This is a genomic window from Microvirga sp. VF16 (genome assembly GCF_016864375.1).
Taxonomy (GTDB): domain Bacteria; phylum Pseudomonadota; class Alphaproteobacteria; order Rhizobiales; family Beijerinckiaceae; genus Microvirga.
In genome coordinates, this window is the sequence record NZ_CP069354.1 from 1023125 (window position 1) to 1037504 (window position 14380).

The 14380-nt window shown below is 60.9% G+C and carries 15 protein-coding genes; 8 read left to right on the forward strand and 7 right to left on the reverse strand.

Features of this window, described 5'->3' with window-relative positions; all coding sequences use genetic code 11:
• Positions 1-94: 94 nt before the first annotated feature.
• Positions 95-865 (reverse strand): outer membrane protein, encoded by a 771-nt coding sequence (locus JO965_RS04795; RefSeq protein WP_203442574.1) that lies wholly within the window; start codon positions 863-865, stop codon positions 95-97.
• 1038 nt (positions 866-1903) lie between these two features.
• Between JO965_RS04795 and JO965_RS04800 the strand changes: the two genes are divergently transcribed.
• From JO965_RS04800 to JO965_RS04830, 7 genes are read left to right on the forward strand one after another with little or no spacing between them, the layout of a single operon-like run.
• Complete coding sequence (locus tag JO965_RS04800) at positions 1904-2068, forward strand: periplasmic nitrate reductase, NapE protein (RefSeq protein ID WP_203442575.1); 165 nt, start codon at positions 1904-1906, stop codon at positions 2066-2068.
• A 10-nt stretch (positions 2069-2078) separates the two neighbouring features.
• Positions 2079-2372, forward strand: a complete 294-nt coding sequence (locus JO965_RS04805) for a 4Fe-4S binding protein (RefSeq protein WP_203442576.1) — start codon at positions 2079-2081, stop codon at positions 2370-2372.
• The gene (locus JO965_RS04810) at positions 2369-2626 is read left to right on the forward strand and encodes a chaperone NapD (protein ID WP_203442577.1); all 258 of its coding nucleotides are present in this window, start codon (positions 2369-2371) and stop codon (positions 2624-2626) included. The genes JO965_RS04805 and JO965_RS04810 overlap by 4 nt, the downstream gene beginning before the upstream one ends.
• Positions 2627-2630: 4 nt before the next feature.
• Complete coding sequence (gene napA, locus JO965_RS04815) at positions 2631-5150, forward strand: periplasmic nitrate reductase subunit alpha (RefSeq protein WP_203442578.1); 2520 nt, start codon at positions 2631-2633, stop codon at positions 5148-5150.
• Positions 5147-5620, forward strand: coding sequence for a nitrate reductase cytochrome c-type subunit (locus JO965_RS04820; RefSeq protein ID WP_203442579.1), 474 nt, complete (start codon positions 5147-5149; stop codon positions 5618-5620). The genes napA and JO965_RS04820 overlap by 4 nt, the downstream gene beginning before the upstream one ends.
• Entirely contained in the window at positions 5620-6237 is a 618-nt protein-coding gene (locus tag JO965_RS04825; protein ID WP_203442580.1) for a NapC/NirT family cytochrome c, read from the forward strand. The genes JO965_RS04820 and JO965_RS04825 overlap by 1 nt, the downstream gene beginning before the upstream one ends.
• Before the next feature lie 4 nt (positions 6238-6241).
• Positions 6242-6790, forward strand: a complete 549-nt coding sequence (locus tag JO965_RS04830; RefSeq protein WP_203442581.1) for a DUF4142 domain-containing protein — start codon at positions 6242-6244, stop codon at positions 6788-6790.
• Between the two features lie 15 nt (positions 6791-6805).
• Here JO965_RS04830 and JO965_RS04835 read toward each other — a convergent pair whose 3' ends face one another.
• From JO965_RS04835 to JO965_RS04855, 5 genes are all read right to left on the reverse strand, one after another.
• Positions 6806-7099, reverse strand: coding sequence for a hypothetical protein (locus JO965_RS04835; RefSeq protein ID WP_203442582.1), 294 nt, complete (start codon positions 7097-7099; stop codon positions 6806-6808).
• A 432-nt stretch (positions 7100-7531) separates the two neighbouring features.
• Positions 7532-8473 carry an ABC transporter substrate-binding protein gene (locus JO965_RS04840; RefSeq protein ID WP_203442583.1) on the reverse strand — a complete coding sequence of 314 codons (942 nt, stop codon included), beginning with the start codon at positions 8471-8473 and terminating at the stop codon, positions 7532-7534.
• Positions 8474-8582: 109 nt separating this feature from the next.
• Positions 8583-9578: an ABC transporter permease gene (locus tag JO965_RS04845; protein ID WP_246776848.1), complete on the reverse strand. Its 996-nt coding sequence runs from the start codon at positions 9576-9578 to the stop codon at positions 8583-8585.
• A gap of 5 nt (positions 9579-9583) precedes the next feature.
• Positions 9584-11128 carry a sugar ABC transporter ATP-binding protein gene (locus JO965_RS04850; protein ID WP_203442584.1) on the reverse strand — a complete coding sequence of 515 codons (1545 nt, stop codon included), beginning with the start codon at positions 11126-11128 and terminating at the stop codon, positions 9584-9586.
• A gap of 593 nt (positions 11129-11721) precedes the next feature.
• Positions 11722-12636 (reverse strand): LysR family transcriptional regulator, encoded by a 915-nt coding sequence (locus JO965_RS04855; RefSeq protein WP_203444061.1) that lies wholly within the window; start codon positions 12634-12636, stop codon positions 11722-11724.
• A 105-nt stretch (positions 12637-12741) separates the two neighbouring features.
• On the opposite strand from JO965_RS04855, the gene JO965_RS04860 reads away from it, so the two are divergent.
• Entirely contained in the window at positions 12742-13911 is a 1170-nt protein-coding gene (locus tag JO965_RS04860) for a mandelate racemase/muconate lactonizing enzyme family protein (protein ID WP_203442585.1), read from the forward strand.
• A 16-nt stretch (positions 13912-13927) separates the two neighbouring features.
• On the opposite strand, the gene JO965_RS04865 is transcribed toward JO965_RS04860, so the two are convergent.
• Positions 13928-14335 carry a cupin domain-containing protein gene (locus tag JO965_RS04865; RefSeq protein ID WP_203442586.1) on the reverse strand — a complete coding sequence of 136 codons (408 nt, stop codon included), beginning with the start codon at positions 14333-14335 and terminating at the stop codon, positions 13928-13930.
• Positions 14336-14380 lie beyond the last annotated feature (45 nt).

Consider the following 14380-nt stretch of genomic DNA (forward strand, 5'->3'; position numbering starts at 1 on the left):
TTTTGAAAGTTCCGTGCTGTCGCGACATTCGTGTTGGGCAAACAAAAAGGCCCGGAGCAAGCTCCGGGCCTTGTCGGTGGTTGGGGAGGCCGGCTCAGTAGGTGCCGAACTTGAAGTTCAGCTTGGCCCGGGCGACGAAGAAGTCGTTGTCGTCGTTGCCGACGGCGGGGGCAAAGATGTCGACCGGCGGTCCGCCAATATCCGGCTGGAAGGTGCCGACAAAGCCGTTGCCGAAGTCGTCGTCGTCCTCATCGAAGCTGAGCCACAGGCCCTCGAGCCCGAAGGTCACCGCCGAGGAGCCGAACCAGTTCACCGGCAGCGCCCACTCGACACCGCCGCCGGCCACCCAGCCGGTGGTGTCATCGGAATAGGCCAGACCGCCGGTGGCGTAGATCAGCACGCGGTCGATCGCGACACCGGCGCGGGCCCGCACCGTGCCGAACCAGTCCGACAGGTTGGAGCGGAACTCGCCGGGCACGAAGGTGCCGGGCAGGCCGGCCGGGATGAAGGCCACGGTCTCGTCCTGATCGGTGTCGGCCCATTGGATGTCGGTCTCGAGACCGATCACGAAGGAGCCGATCTGGTAGTTGTAGCCGATCTGGGCACCGCCGGTGAAGCCGCCGTCGCCATTGTCCGGGAAGAACAGGGTGCCCGGCACATCGCCGCCGAGCACGACGGTCTCGCGGTTGCTGTCGCGCCAGCCCCAGCCGGCGTTCACACCGGCATAAAAGCCGGTCCAGGTGAAGATCGGCGCCACGATCGGTGCCGGCGGCGGCGCCTGACTCGGGAGATCCGCCGCAGAGGCAGCCGAGATGCCAGCGGCGAGTGCCGTAGCGGCCAAGAGAGCAAGAAGGCGTGTTTTCATGAGCTTTCATCCCTTGTGCGAGGAGTCGCAAGGGCAGTATGAAGCATATGCAAGTTCTGGCTATGGCATGAAAGCAACACCGGAATTAATTCATTCGGACCGTCAGTATTGCTGACCTGAGTATGGAATTATATTGTTGCGAATACATTGGGTCGTTTGACTCAAGCGCGGTTGCGTGGCCTACTCCAGAGGCTTTCGGAGGACTCTGGAGGCGAGGAGAAACCTGACCCTGCCCCGGAATGGGGCAGGGCTTTTCGTATTAGGTCAGATGATGCAATCGACAGCGATCTGCGAAAAATTTCGATAGGTCGTAGTTCAGACGTTATTCCGCAAGTTGTCAGGTATTTACCTGATAGCTGGCGCCTATCTTCTTGATAGGCTGGGGCGTATATGTAGGGACGCGGCCCTGCCCAAGAACCTCATATATAAACTGACCGAGTTTGCGATCCTCGCTGAGACTCAGCTTGATCTGAACATTCAAGTGACGCGAGATTCAATACAGTCCAATCCCAGGGACGGTGTGCGATGATCGAGTTCTGGGAACCGCAGTACTGACTTGAAACGGTAAGGGCTTCTGTCGATCTGTGTGAGGTTCTGATGGCAACGGTTGACACCACGAGATCCTCGACAATGGGGCTGCGGCGAACCAAAGATTTTCCCTGCGTCCGTGCATTTCGCAACCGCTCCTTAGTCTCGACCGGGAATTCTGCACAAATCGGATGCAGGTTCTGGGTGAAGATCTATTCCGACGCCAGTCGGTGCTGAACAGTCGATGCCTCGGCAATCAACATTCAACCTGACCTCAAAGGCATGGACCGGCCGGAGTAGCGCCCTAAAATGAAGGTTGTAGGAAAAATCGCCTTATTTGATTTAGCGCAAAGACGGAATGTTGGCAATCGTCTATAGTAAGAAATTTGAAGTATAATTACATAATTTATAGTAGTAGTTTTCTATATTCGGTTGCTGGACAAGTTTTAGGAATGTTCTAAGGTACATGTCGTTAAGTAAGTCCCGTGTCTTTCTGAGCGAACATGAATAATGCAATCCGAACCACTGGAAGCAGGCAGAAAGAGACGTGAGGCACTCACGTTCCTCGCTCTTGCCGTCCTGATCTGGCCTTTCATCGCCGTCGGCATCGTCGCCGGATGGGGCTTCGTCGTGTGGATGTATTACCTGTTCACGGGACCTCCGGGTCCGGTTTGAGGGCAGGTCGATGACGGAGGTCGTGGATCAGAGGCGCCGCAGCTTCCTGCTCGGCGGGATTACCCGAGGCGATAAGACTGCCGGGCCCTTGTCCGCCGTGATCGCCCCCTCGTGCTTTGCGCTTCAGGGCATCGCCTGCATGAGTTGCCGGGATGTCTGCCCGACGGGTGCCATGCGGTTCGAACTGGCCCTCGGTGGTGCCCGCCCCAGGATCATGACCGACGCCTGCAGCGCCTGCGGTGACTGTATCCAATCCTGCCCTGCCGATGCCATCCGGATCTCTGCCTCAGAGGTGGCCTCATGAGTGGCGAGTGTCACATCTCCAGCCTTGTCGTCCACAGCCGGCCCGATCGGGTTCCATCGATCATCGAGAGTATCGGCTCCATCGAAGGGGCTGAGATCCATGGCGGTCACGAAACGGGCAAGCTGATCGTCACGCTCGAGACGGAAACCGAGAACCAGGTCGTCGAGCGCATCAATGCCATCCAGCTCCTCGACGGCGTCCTCGCTGCCACCCTTGTCTTCCATCACTTCGAGCCTGTCCAAGAGCGGGAGTAGATCCATGGACCTCACGCGCCGCACTCTCCTGAAGACACAAGCCGCTGCCGCGGCGGCCGCAGCGGCGAACGTCGCGCTTCCGGCCGGCGCCCAGAACATCCTGACGGGTGAGGATCTCCAGCTTCAGTGGTCCAAGGCTCCCTGCCGCTTCTGCGGCACGGGCTGCGGCGTGATGGTGGCGGTGAAGGATGGCCGCGTCGTCGCCACCCATGGCGACATGCAGGCGGAGGTCAACCGAGGCCTCAACTGCGTCAAGGGTTACTTCCTGTCCAAGATCATGTACGGCTCCGATCGGCTCACGCAGCCGCTTCTGCGCATGAAGAACGGCCAGTTCGCCAAGGACGGTGATTTCCAGCCAGTCTCGTGGGATCGGGCTTTCGACGAGATGGCCCAGCAGTTCAAGCGCGTACTCAAGGAGAAGGGGCCGGAAGCCGTCGGCATGTTCGGCTCAGGCCAATGGACGATCTGGGAGGGCTATGCGGCCTCCAAGCTGATGCGGGCGGGATTCCGCACCAACAATCTCGATCCGAATGCCCGCCACTGCATGGCGCCTGCCGCCGTCACCTTCATCCGCACCTTCGGCATGGACGAGCCGATGGGCTGCTACGACGACTTCGAGCATGCCGATGCCTTCGTTCTCTGGGGCTCGAACATGGCCGAGATGCACCCGATCCTGTGGACCAGGGTGACCGACCGCCGCCTGAGCCGCCCGCACGTGAAGATCGCGACGCTGTCCACCTACGAACATCGTACGACGGACCTGTCCGACATGGCCTTGATCTTCAAGCCGAACTCGGACCTCGCGATTATGAACTACATCGCGAACTACATCATCCAGAACGGTGCGGTGAACCGGGACTTTGTCGAGAAGCACTGCAACTTCCGGCTGGCGAATACCGACATCGGTTACGGCCTGCGGCCCGAGAATGTGCTGGAGCAGCGGGCCCAGCACGCCAACGATGCACAGGTCTCCCACCCGGCGAGCTTCGAGGACTACGCGAAGCTCGTGAGCCAATACACGGTGGAGAAGGCGTCCGAGCTCTCGGGCGTGCCGGCGGAGCGGCTCGAGGCCCTGGCGAAGCTTTATGCCGATCCGAAGACCAAGGTGATGTCGCTCTGGACCATGGGCTTCAATCAGCATGTCCGCGGCGTCTGGGCCAACCACATGGTCTACAACCTGCACCTGCTGACGGGAAAAATCGCTGAGCCCGGCAACTCGCCCTTCTCGCTGACCGGCCAGCCCTCGGCTTGTGGCACGGCGCGCGAGGTCGGCACCTTCAGCCATCGGTTGCCGGCCGACATGCAGGTCAACAATCCCGAGCACCGCAGGCATGCAGAGGAGATCTGGAAGCTGCCGCATGGGCTGCTGCCGGAGAAGGTCGGCTATCATGCCGTGCAGCAGGACCGCATGCTGAAGGACGGCAAGCTCAACGCCTACTGGATCATGGTCAACAACAACCTCCAGACGGCGCCGAACACCAATAACGAGACCTATCCGGGCTACCGCAATCCGGCGAACTTCGTGGTGGTCTCGGATGCCTACCCGACCGTGACTGCGATGGCGGCAGATCTGATCCTGCCGGCGGCGATGTGGGTCGAGAAGGAAGGCGCCTATGGCAACGCGGAGCGGCGCACGCATTTCTGGCATCAGCTCGTCAATGCACCGGGCGATGCCCGCTCCGATCTTTGGCAGCTGATGGAGTTTTCCAAGCGCTTCACCGCCGACGAGGTTTGGACGAAGGAGATCCTCGACGCCAATCCTGGCTACAGGGGTAAGACCCTCTACGAGGTCCTCTTCGCCAATGGCGAGGTGAACAAGTTCCCGCTGACCGAGATTGATGCGGCTTACGAGAACCACGAGGCGAAGGCCTTCGGCTTTTACGTTCAGAAAGGTCTGTTCGAGGAATACGCCAGCTTCGGCCGCGGCCATGGGCATGACCTTGCCCCGTTCGACACCTATCACCAGGTTCGCGGCCTGCGCTGGCCGGTGGTGGACGGCAAGGAGACGCTGTGGCGCTACCGTGAGGGCCTTGATCCCTATGTCGAGAAGGGCAGCGGGGTCCAGTTCTACGGCAACCCGGACAAGAAGGCCAATATCATGGGCGCGCCGTACGAGCCGCCGGCCGAGGCTCCGGATATCGAATACGACCTGTGGCTCGTGACCGGCCGAGTGCTGGAGCACTGGCATTCCGGCTCGATGACCCTGCGGGTGCCCGAACTCTACAAGGCTTTCCCGGGTGCCGTCGTGTTCATGCACCCGGACGATGCTGCCAAGCGTCGGCTTCGCCGGGGACAGGAGGTGAAGGTGATCTCGCGGCGCGGCGAAATCCGCAGCCGCGTCGAGACGCGCGGGCGCAACCGTGTGCCGCCGGGACTGATCTTCGTGCCGTTCTTCGATGCCAGCCAGCTCATCAACAAGGTCACGCTCGACGCGACGGACCCGATCTCGAAACAGACCGACTTCAAGAAATGCGCGGTCAAAGTTGTCGCCGCCGCCACCGCCGATGCGGGAGATCAGCCATGAGGCGCAGCGTTTTTGCTATCCTGATCGGCATCGGACCGTGCCTGGTGGCAGGGGCAATCTTCGCGCAGGATGCGCCGCGCTTGCGCGGGCCAGAACCATTCACGACGGACACGCCGGCCCCGCCGATGGCGCGGCAGATCACCGACGACGTGCGTGTAGGCCGCAACTATCCCGACCAGCCTCCCGTGATCCCGCACTCCATTGACGGCTATGCGATGGATCTGAATGCCAACAAGTGCATGTCGTGCCATGCGCGCAAGTTCACGGAACAGAGCCAGGCCCCGATGATCAGCGTGACGCACTACCAGGACCGCGCCGGAAACACCCTCGGCGGCTTGGCGCCGCGGCGCTACGTCTGCGTGTCCTGTCACGTGTCCCAGACCAACGCAAAGCCTCTCGTCGAAAACGCGTTCACCGATATGGACGCTATTGCCGAGCCTGAGCGGCAGCCGGAACGCGGGAGGCATTGATGGCGGCGGGAATTGCGCGGGCCTGGGACTGGTTTCGGGGAAACTCCTGGGTCCAGACGGCGCTCAGACCGCCCGTCTATATGAGCTTGGCCTTCCTCACGCTCGGTGGCTTCGTCGCCGGGGTGGGCTTCTGGGGCGCCTTCAACACCGCGCTCGAGGCAACGAACACGGAGCAGTTCTGCACCAGCTGCCATGAGATGGAGGCCAATGTGTTCGAAGAACTCAAGGGCACGATCCACTTCACGAACCGGTCCGGCGTCCGCGCCACCTGTCCCGACTGCCACGTTCCACACAACTGGACCGACAAGATCGCCCGCAAGATGCAGGCATCGAAGGAGGTCTGGGGTCACATCTTCGGCTCCATCGACACGCGCGACAAGTTCCTGGCCATGCGCAAGCATCTGGCCGAGCGGGAATGGGCGCGCATGACAGCGAACGACTCGCTGGAGTGCCGCAACTGCCACAGCTCGGAGTCGATGGACCTGACGAAGCAGAACCCACGTGCGGCCTCGGCGCATGAGCGCTTCTTGTTCTCGGGCGAGAGAACCTGCATAGACTGTCACAAGGGAATCGCGCATCGCCTGCCCGACATGTCGGGCGTTCCAGGATGGCAGTAAGCCCATGAAGATCCGGCGTCTCCTCATAGCAGTATCCGTTCTCGTGACGGTGCTGCCGGAAGCAATCCCGGCCGTCCAGGCACAAGGGCAGGGCGCATCGGGCACCGCCACGCAGACGCGTCCGATCGAGCCAGAAGAGTTCGTGCGCCTCGCCTATAGCTCGGCGTCTCTTCAGGAGCAGGCCGCGAAGCTCGCCGCCGGCCGCGAGACGAGACCGGAAGTCAAGAGTTACGCGACTGCGGCGGTCGGCTACCGTACAGGACTGCTGCAACGGATCGAGGCCTTCGCCCGCGAGCGGAACATGCCGTTGCCAAGCGTGAAGGAGTTCGAGCACCAAGTCGTCATCGAGAACCTGGAGCCGCTCGATTATCTTGCGTTGAGCCGGCGCTACGCCGAGGTCCAGATGCAGGCGCTCGATCAGGAACTCGGTATCTACCGGGCGGCGAGCCGCAGCCCGCATCAGGCGATCAAGACCTTCGCCGACGAAATCCTGCCCGAATTGGAAAAACAGCGCGAAGACGCCCAGAAAATGAGCGACGCGATTCGGCCCTGACTGGGATCCTGCCGATTAGCCGCCGGCCTTTATTCGCTTCAGGAGAGACTCGATATCATCCGTCAGATCCATGATGGCGCGCGGATGCCGTTGCTTTCCCATTCGCCACTGTTGTCGCTGAGTCTCGGTTGTCTTTAGCTGGAGAGGCAATGCCTTGGGTCTTGGAGACTCGGTCGAGATATGCTGTGCCGATCGCCTGATTTCATTGCGGATCAAGGCAATTGCGAGAACCATCAGCACAGGTACCAGGGCAATAAGCCCCAGGACAGCCCAGTCCTGCAGCGTCGTATTCGCCCAAAGCACATCCATGGCATCCTCCCTGAATGACCTTGGATCGACTCTCCTGGGAAGACGCGCCTTGTCCTAGAGCATCGGACCCAAAAGTGGAAGGCACTTTTGGGATCGACTCCGATGCTCCTTCTCCTAGCTGGCGCATCGTTGATGCGGAAAACCGGATCCACTTTTCCGCACGATGCGCTAGCAGGAGAGCCCATCAACTCTACCGCCCACTGCTGTTTAGTTGTATTGTCAAAGGAGGACTGCCCGGTTGGAGGCAGCTCGTTTTCCCATGTGCAGGTACGTCGACAGTTCCTCCCTCCCGGCTTTCCAGGCTATCCGTGCCGCGCCGTCGAACTGCTTGTCGATTCTCGACCGTCACTGGCGTAACGCTCTTTGGTTCCGCAGCACTTCCACCGGTGAAGGTGGAGGAGAGGGGCTGGCCCCTCTCCCGATCGCTATCCCTCAGTCATAGAGGACGGCTGCGATCTTCGGATCGCTCATGTTTGACTTGTCATAGTAGAAGAAGCCGGTGTCGATGATCTTCTCGAGCTTTTCGCCCTTGAGCGTCTTCACGGCGGCTTCGACTGTCTTATAGCCGATGCCGACCGGGTTCTGGGTGATAGCTCCCGCCATGAGGCCGTCTTGGATCGCTTGCTTCTGCTGCTTGCCGGAATCGTAGCCGATGATGACAATCTTCCGGTTCATCTCCCGGGCACCATTGACCACACCGATCGCCGAACCTTCGTTGGCGCCGAAGATGCCCTTGAGCCTCGGATTGGCTTGGAGAATCGACTTCGTGATCTCCGTCGATTTCAGGTGATCGCCGGACCCGTACTGGACGCTCACGATATTGATCTTCGGATACTTCTCCTTGATCCGATTCACGAAACCGTCGCGCCGGTCGATGCCTGTGCGGCTGGTCTGATCGTGAACCACAAGAGCGATGTCACCTTCGCCCCCGATCATCTCAGCCATCTTGTCGGCAGCCAGTGCCGCAGCCGCCAAGTTGTTCGTGGTGGCCGTGGTCACAGGAATGTCGCTGTCGACGCCGGAGTCGAAGGCAACGACCGGAATCTTGGCCGCCTGCGCCTTGCGCAGGAGAGGGATTGCCGCCTGGCTGTCAAGGGCGGCGAAGCCGATAGCCTTAGGGTTCTTGGCGAGACCGGCTGATAGCATGTCGATCTGCTTGTCGACCATGGTCTCGCTATCGGGTCCTTCGAACGTGATGCGGACGTTGTAGTCCTTGGCGGCTTGTTCGGCGCCTGCTTTGACAGCCTGCCAGAACTGATGTTGGAAGCCCTTCGAGATGAGCGGGATATAGATTTCCTGGGCCGTGGCGGGGCCCGCGAAACCGGCGAGTGCGCCAATGCCGATGGCGCTAATCAGAGACCGTCTGCTCCACATCGTCTTCCTCCTGCCTGTCATTCGTTGTTGGACCCGGCCAGTCGCCGGGCGGTGAATTTCGTGCCGTGCTCTTGTCGTCTTCCCCTTCCTGACCGTGAGACATGATGCGCTAGCCCTTGCGGCGCAGGATATCGGCATAAACCGCGAGAATGATGATGCCTCCGGTTACGACTGTCTGCCATTCCTGGGCCACCGAGAGAATTCGCAGGCCGTTCGTGAGCACGCTGATGATCAACGCGCCGATGATCGTGCCAAGAATAGTGCCGCGCCCGCCGCTCAGGGAGGTGCCACCGATGACCACGGCCGCGATGGCGTCGAGTTCGTAGCCCTGACCGAGGGCAGGCTGGGCGGAATTGAGTCGCGAGGCGATGATCAGGCCGGCGATCCCGCAGATGCCACCGGAAACCGTGTAGACGATGATCTTCCAGAAGTCGGTATTCACGCCGGACAGGCGCACAGCTTCCTCGTTCGAACCGAGAGCGAAAGTGTAGCGACCGAGAGCCGTGCGCGTGAGAACAAGGCTGGCGGCGATCGCGACAACGAAGAGGATCAGGACGCCATTGGGAATCGGCAGGAACGGAAGGACGGCTCCGATGATGGATTCCTGCGAGATCATGGAGAAGTTCGGCGTGTCGTTGAAGTAGATCGGGCGCGTCCCCGAGACGACGAGCGCAAGCCCTTTCAGCAGCATCATCATGCCGAGCGTCGCAATAAAGGGGGGAATTTTCATCTTCGCGATCAGGGTGCCCGAAATGGAGCCGCAGAAGGCTCCCGCAGCAATGGCCGCGACGATCCCGACAGGCATGGGCAAACCCCAGTAGGTCAGGACCACGCCGGCAATCACCGCACAGAAAGTCATCAATGTGCCGACCGACAGGTCGATCCCGCCGGTAATGATGACGAACGTGGCGGCGACCGCGAGAACGCCGTTGACGGCCGTCGCCTGAAGGATCCCGATGATGTTGTCCCGCTGCAGGAAGTTTTCGGACGCGATGCTGAAGACTGCCATAAGCGCGATCAGACTGGCGAAGGCCAGGACCCTCTGCCATGCCCCCTGGCTGAAAACGGCGGACTTGATAATGGTCCGGGAGCTCTGTTCTGCGATGGTCGTCACGTGGTTGATCCCCCGGTCGCCGTAGTCAAGGTGTGGGTCGTCAGGCTATGCCGTCGCGTGGCAAGGCGCATGATGTCCTCCTGGGTCGTTCCTTCGGCAGGGAGCTCGCCGGTCAGCCGGCCTTCGCACATCACGACAATACGATGGCTCATGCGCAGGATCTCGGGCAGTTCCGACGAGATCATCACGATCGCCCGGCCTTGCGCCGCAAGTGCATTGAGGAGTTTGTAGATCTCGTTCTTGGCTCCTACATCGATGCCCCGCGTCGGCTCATCGAAGAACAGAATCTCGCAGTCCCGTGCGAGCCATTTCGCGATCACGACCTTCTGCTGATTCCCGCCGGAGAGAAACCGCGCCTCCTGGGTGTCGGAGGGAGTCTTGATCTGTAATTGCCTGATATAGGAACGGGCCGTCTCGCTGATGGCGCGAGCTTTCAAAAAGACCCCCATTGCGAGAAAGCGGCTCAGGCACGGCATCACGATGTTGCTCGCTACATCCATTCCAGTGGCGAGGCCGAAGCGTTTTCGGTCCTCGGACAAATATCCGATTCCGAGGCGCACGGCGTCCTGAGGTGAGCGGATCGTCGCGGGTTTGCCCCTGACGATGATCTCGCCGCCATCGAGAGCATCGGCGCCGAAGATGGCGCGTGCAACCTCGGTTCGACCCGCCCCCATCAGACCGGCGAACCCGAGAATTTCGCCCTTGCGCAGCCTGAAGCTCACGTCCCGAATGGCATTGTGGCGGTGGAGGTTGCGGACTTCGAGCACGACGTCATGGCTCGACAGGTCGGGAACTTCCGTCTTGGTTTCGGTCAAGCTGCGACCGACCATCATTGAAATGATCGTGTCGACGCTCGTCGATGCAGTAGGCACGGTGCCGATGGTTTCGCCGTCGCGCATGACGGTGACGCGATCAGAGATTTCCTTCAGCTCGTCCATCTTGTGCGAGATATAGACGATGCCGACGCCCTCGGCTCTGAGCTTGCGAATAATGCTGAAGAGGTCCGCGATTTCCGTATTGTTCAAGGCGGCCGTGGGCTCGTCCATGATCAGCACCTTGGACTTGAACGATAGGGCCTTGGCAATCTCCACCATCTGCTGTTTGGCGACGGTGAGCCTGCCGACTTCGACCTGTGGGTCGAGCTTGAGGTGCATGCGTTCGAAGATCTCGGCGGCGGCGCGGTTCAGAGCCTCCTCATCCAGGAGAAGCCCGAAGGCTCGTTTGGGCTCTCGGCCGATGAAGATGTTCTGCGCGGCAGTGAGATCGTTCATCAGGTTGAGTTCCTGATGGATGATGCTGATGCCGAGTTCTTGCGCTGCCCGGGGAGAGACGACATCGACGGGCACGCCCTCGATGCGGATTTCGCCGGCATCCTTTCTGTAGATGCCGGCGAGAATCTTCATCAGGGTGGACTTGCCTGCGCCGTTTTCCCCCATCAGGGCATGAACTTCGCCCGGAAGCAGTTCGAGATGGGCTTTCTTCAAGGCCTGCACGCCCGGGAAGGCCTTATCCAGGTTCTGGATCGTGACAAGCGGCGTCATAGATGACGCTCCAATTTTCTCGTCGCAGATCCGTTTCGGCCGCGGAACTCAGCGGAACCTGTAGTGTTCGACGGAACGAAGGTATTGCCGCGAGCGCGACAATAGATGCCCGTGCGCTCAAAGCCCCGAGCCACTGCGGTCATGAGCAGGACCGCGTCCTGTGCCCGCATCTGTTCCTCCCGACCGCCGCCCTTTGACGATCTCGAGCCTTTGACGCCATTCTTGATTGGGCCCGTTGGGAGCCGAATGGGATTGGAAGCGAAGGCTTTTCTTTTCAAGGATGATATTCAAGAAGAAGCGAGGCAGGCAACAGGAAATGTGGACCGGATGCGAAGGGCAGAAAGAGCAAGGCCAGAAAAAGTTATAAAGTAACTTTAGGCGAACATCGCAGGCTGATCACTCATGCGGCGCTCGCCGATCCTGCCTGCTCCATAGCGTCGTCAGTTAGAACCGCGCGGCGACTGCCCACAGTGATACGGGCATCTCGATGAGGCTGCGATCAGCACGGAAACGTGCTCGATGTCCTGGATCATAGGCGCCGCAATGCGAGAGCCACGAATATCTGTTATGGGAACTGCTCTTTCCAACAACGACTAATCAATCTCACTCTCTGGTGTGCTTAAGCGGCCCCACAATTCATCCGCTGCATGGTTGCGGCAGTCAGGTGATCGGAACAGGCGGACCTCAACTGGGATGTCAAAGCTGTCCGGTCCAGCCCGCACGAGCCGCCCGCGCGTTAAATCCTCCTCGGCCAGCCCGAAAGGAAGCCAGGCGATGCCGTGTCCCTCGCGGGCCATGGTCATCAGGGTGGCGGCCAGGTGCGAGGTGAAAACGCTCTCAAGCCTCATCGTTTCAGCGTTTCTGATCTGGTGGGCTGCAAGAATACGACCGAGCCCGGATGCCGGGCTGTAGGCGAGGAGCCGCACCGGTCTTTCGGGTGAGCCAGGAAGGAGCCACAAAGGCTGGCCCCCAGCGTTTGGTGCACAAACCGGGATCAGGAGATCCTTACCCACGCGGATGCTCTCGAACCGGCTGTCGTCGAAGCGGGTCGGCGCATCGGCATGATAGTGGCAGAGCAGGAAATGCACTGCGCCGCCGAGCATGATCTGCTCGCAGGCTTCCATGCTGTCCGAGATCAGATTGAGGGCGCCGAGTGCCTCGAAGCGCATGTGCCGGCGGATCCAGCCAGGAAAGAAGGTGAAAGACAGGGCATGGGTCGCTGCAATGGACAGCGATCCCGTCTCGCGCTCGCCCACAGTTCTCGTGTCGCGGCGGGCACGATGCAGGTTGCGCATCAAATCTTCAGCCAAAGGTTCGAAATGGCGACCGGCCTGCGTCAGGCTGGCACCCTGGCCACCCCGCACGAAGAGGGATGTTCCGATCCAATCTTCGAGTGCGCGGATACGGCGACTGAAGGCGGGCTGCGAGACGTTCCGGGACTCAGCTGCCCGGGAAAAGTTCTTCTGCTCCGCCAGTGCCAGGAAATCCTCAAGCCAGGTCAGGTCCATCTCGATGCCGATTGCGCATAACGTGAACCGATCTTGGCATTGGCCCATCGGCGGTGTCCAGGCGTATCAAGACTTCCGTTCCCGCAGCATCCTAACGCGAGAAGGTTGTCCATGCGCATTATCGACGTCCGCGAGATCACCCAGCCGATCGCTTCGCCGATCCGCAACGCCTATATCGACTTCACGAAGATGACGACGAGCCTCGTCGCCGTGGTGACCGACGTGGTGCGCGACGGCCGCCGTGTCGTCGGCTATGGCTTCAACTCCAATGGCCGTTACGGTCAGGGCGGTCTCATCCGCGAGCGCTTCCGCGACAGGATTCTGGAGGCCAGCCCTGAGAGCCTGCTCGATGAGAGCGGCGCAAACCTGGATCCGCACAAGATCTGGGCCACGATGATGAAGAACGAGAAGCCGGGAGGTCATGGCGAACGCTCGGTAGCGGTCGGCACCCTCGACATGGCGATCTGGGATGCCACGGCCAAGATCGCCGGAAAGCCGCTCTTCCGCCTGCTGGCCGAGCGCCAGAGCCGTGAGGCCAACCCGAGAGTCTTCGTCTATGCAGCCGGCGGCTACTATTACCCGGGCAAGGATGACAGCGCCCTGCGGGCCGAGATGCGCAGCTATCTCGACCGCGGCTACAATGTCGTGAAGATGAAGATCGGCGGAGCCTCCATCGCGGAGGATCAGCGCCGGATCGAGGCAGTGCTTACTGAGATAGGATCTCAGGCGCAGCTGGCGGTTGATGCGAACGGGCGTTTCGATCTTGAGACCGCGATCGCCTACGCCAAGATGCTGCGCAACTACCCGCTGTTCTGGTACGAGGAGGCTGGTGATCCACTCGATTACGCGCTCCAGGCCGCGCTCTCCGAATTCTATCCGGGCCCGATGGCGACCGGCGAGAACCTGTTCTCGCACCAGGATGCACGCAACCTTCTGCGCTACGGCGGCATGCGGCCGGACCGTGACTGGCTGCAGTTCGACTGCGCCCTGGCCTACGGGCTGGTGGAGTACATGCGCACCCTCGATGTGCTCGCGCAATCCGGCTGGTCGCCCTCCCGCTGCATCCCGCATGGCGGACATCAGATGTCACTCAATATCGCGGCGGGGCTCGGTCTCGGCGGCAACGAGAGCTATCCGGATCTGTTCCAGCCCTATGGCGGCTTCCCGGACAGTGTGCGGGTGGAGAACGGTCACATCGTCATGCCCGAGCTGCCCGGCATCGGATTTGAGGGCAAGTCCGACCTGATCAAGGTTATGCGGGAGCTGGCCGAATAGTCGATTGCTGAGTGCCTCAGATCTCCGGCGCGACGCCGTATTGTTCGTCGGAGACGTGCTCCAGCCATGTGACATGGGTACCGTCCAGGGCTTCCTGCATGGCGATGTGGACCATGCCAATATTGGGCGCCGCCCCATGCCAATGCTTCTCGCCCGGTGGAATCCACACGCTGTCGCCGGCCTTGATCTCCCTGACGGGTCCACCCCAGGTCTGCACGCGCCCAACGCCCAGGATGACATGAAGGGTCTGTCCGAGCGGGTGGGTGTGCCAAGCCGTCCGGGCGCCGGGCTCGAAGGTGACGCGGTTCGCGCGGATGCGGGCCGGTGGCGGGGCATCGACGATCGGGTCGTGCCAGACGGTCCCGGTGAATGCATCGGTGGGAGCCCGTTTCGTTGGGAATGTTCCCGCGACATGGATCTCCATGGAATTCTCTCCGTATGATGATGTGCGCTGCGTTAGCTGGGTCGA

Excerpts from the sequence above, each read along its gene's own strand:
- JO965_RS04825 (WP_203442580.1), top strand. The coding sequence starts at position 5,620 with ATGGCGGCGGGAATTGCGCGGGCCTGGGACTGGTTTCGGGGAAACTCC.
- JO965_RS04830 (WP_203442581.1), top strand. The coding sequence starts at position 6,242 with ATGAAGATCCGGCGTCTCCTCATAGCAGTATCCGTTCTCGTGACGGTG.
- JO965_RS04835 (WP_203442582.1), bottom strand. The coding sequence starts at position 7,099 with ATGGATGTGCTTTGGGCGAATACGACGCTGCAGGACTGGGCTGTCCTG.
- JO965_RS04855 (WP_203444061.1), bottom strand. The coding sequence starts at position 12,636 with ATGGACCTGACCTGGCTTGAGGATTTCCTGGCACTGGCGGAGCAGAAG.
- JO965_RS04865 (WP_203442586.1), bottom strand. The coding sequence starts at position 14,335 with ATGGAGATCCATGTCGCGGGAACATTCCCAACGAAACGGGCTCCCACC.
- JO965_RS04810 (WP_203442577.1), top strand. The coding sequence starts at position 2,369 with ATGAGTGGCGAGTGTCACATCTCCAGCCTTGTCGTCCACAGCCGGCCC.
- JO965_RS04850 (WP_203442584.1), bottom strand. The coding sequence starts at position 11,128 with ATGACGCCGCTTGTCACGATCCAGAACCTGGATAAGGCCTTCCCGGGC.
- JO965_RS04820 (WP_203442579.1), top strand. The coding sequence starts at position 5,147 with ATGAGGCGCAGCGTTTTTGCTATCCTGATCGGCATCGGACCGTGCCTG.
- napA (WP_203442578.1), top strand. The coding sequence starts at position 2,631 with ATGGACCTCACGCGCCGCACTCTCCTGAAGACACAAGCCGCTGCCGCG.
- JO965_RS04840 (WP_203442583.1), bottom strand. The coding sequence starts at position 8,473 with ATGTGGAGCAGACGGTCTCTGATTAGCGCCATCGGCATTGGCGCACTC.
- JO965_RS04800 (WP_203442575.1), top strand. The coding sequence starts at position 1,904 with ATGCAATCCGAACCACTGGAAGCAGGCAGAAAGAGACGTGAGGCACTC.
- JO965_RS04795 (WP_203442574.1), bottom strand. The coding sequence starts at position 865 with ATGAAAACACGCCTTCTTGCTCTCTTGGCCGCTACGGCACTCGCCGCT.
- JO965_RS04805 (WP_203442576.1), top strand. The coding sequence starts at position 2,079 with ATGACGGAGGTCGTGGATCAGAGGCGCCGCAGCTTCCTGCTCGGCGGG.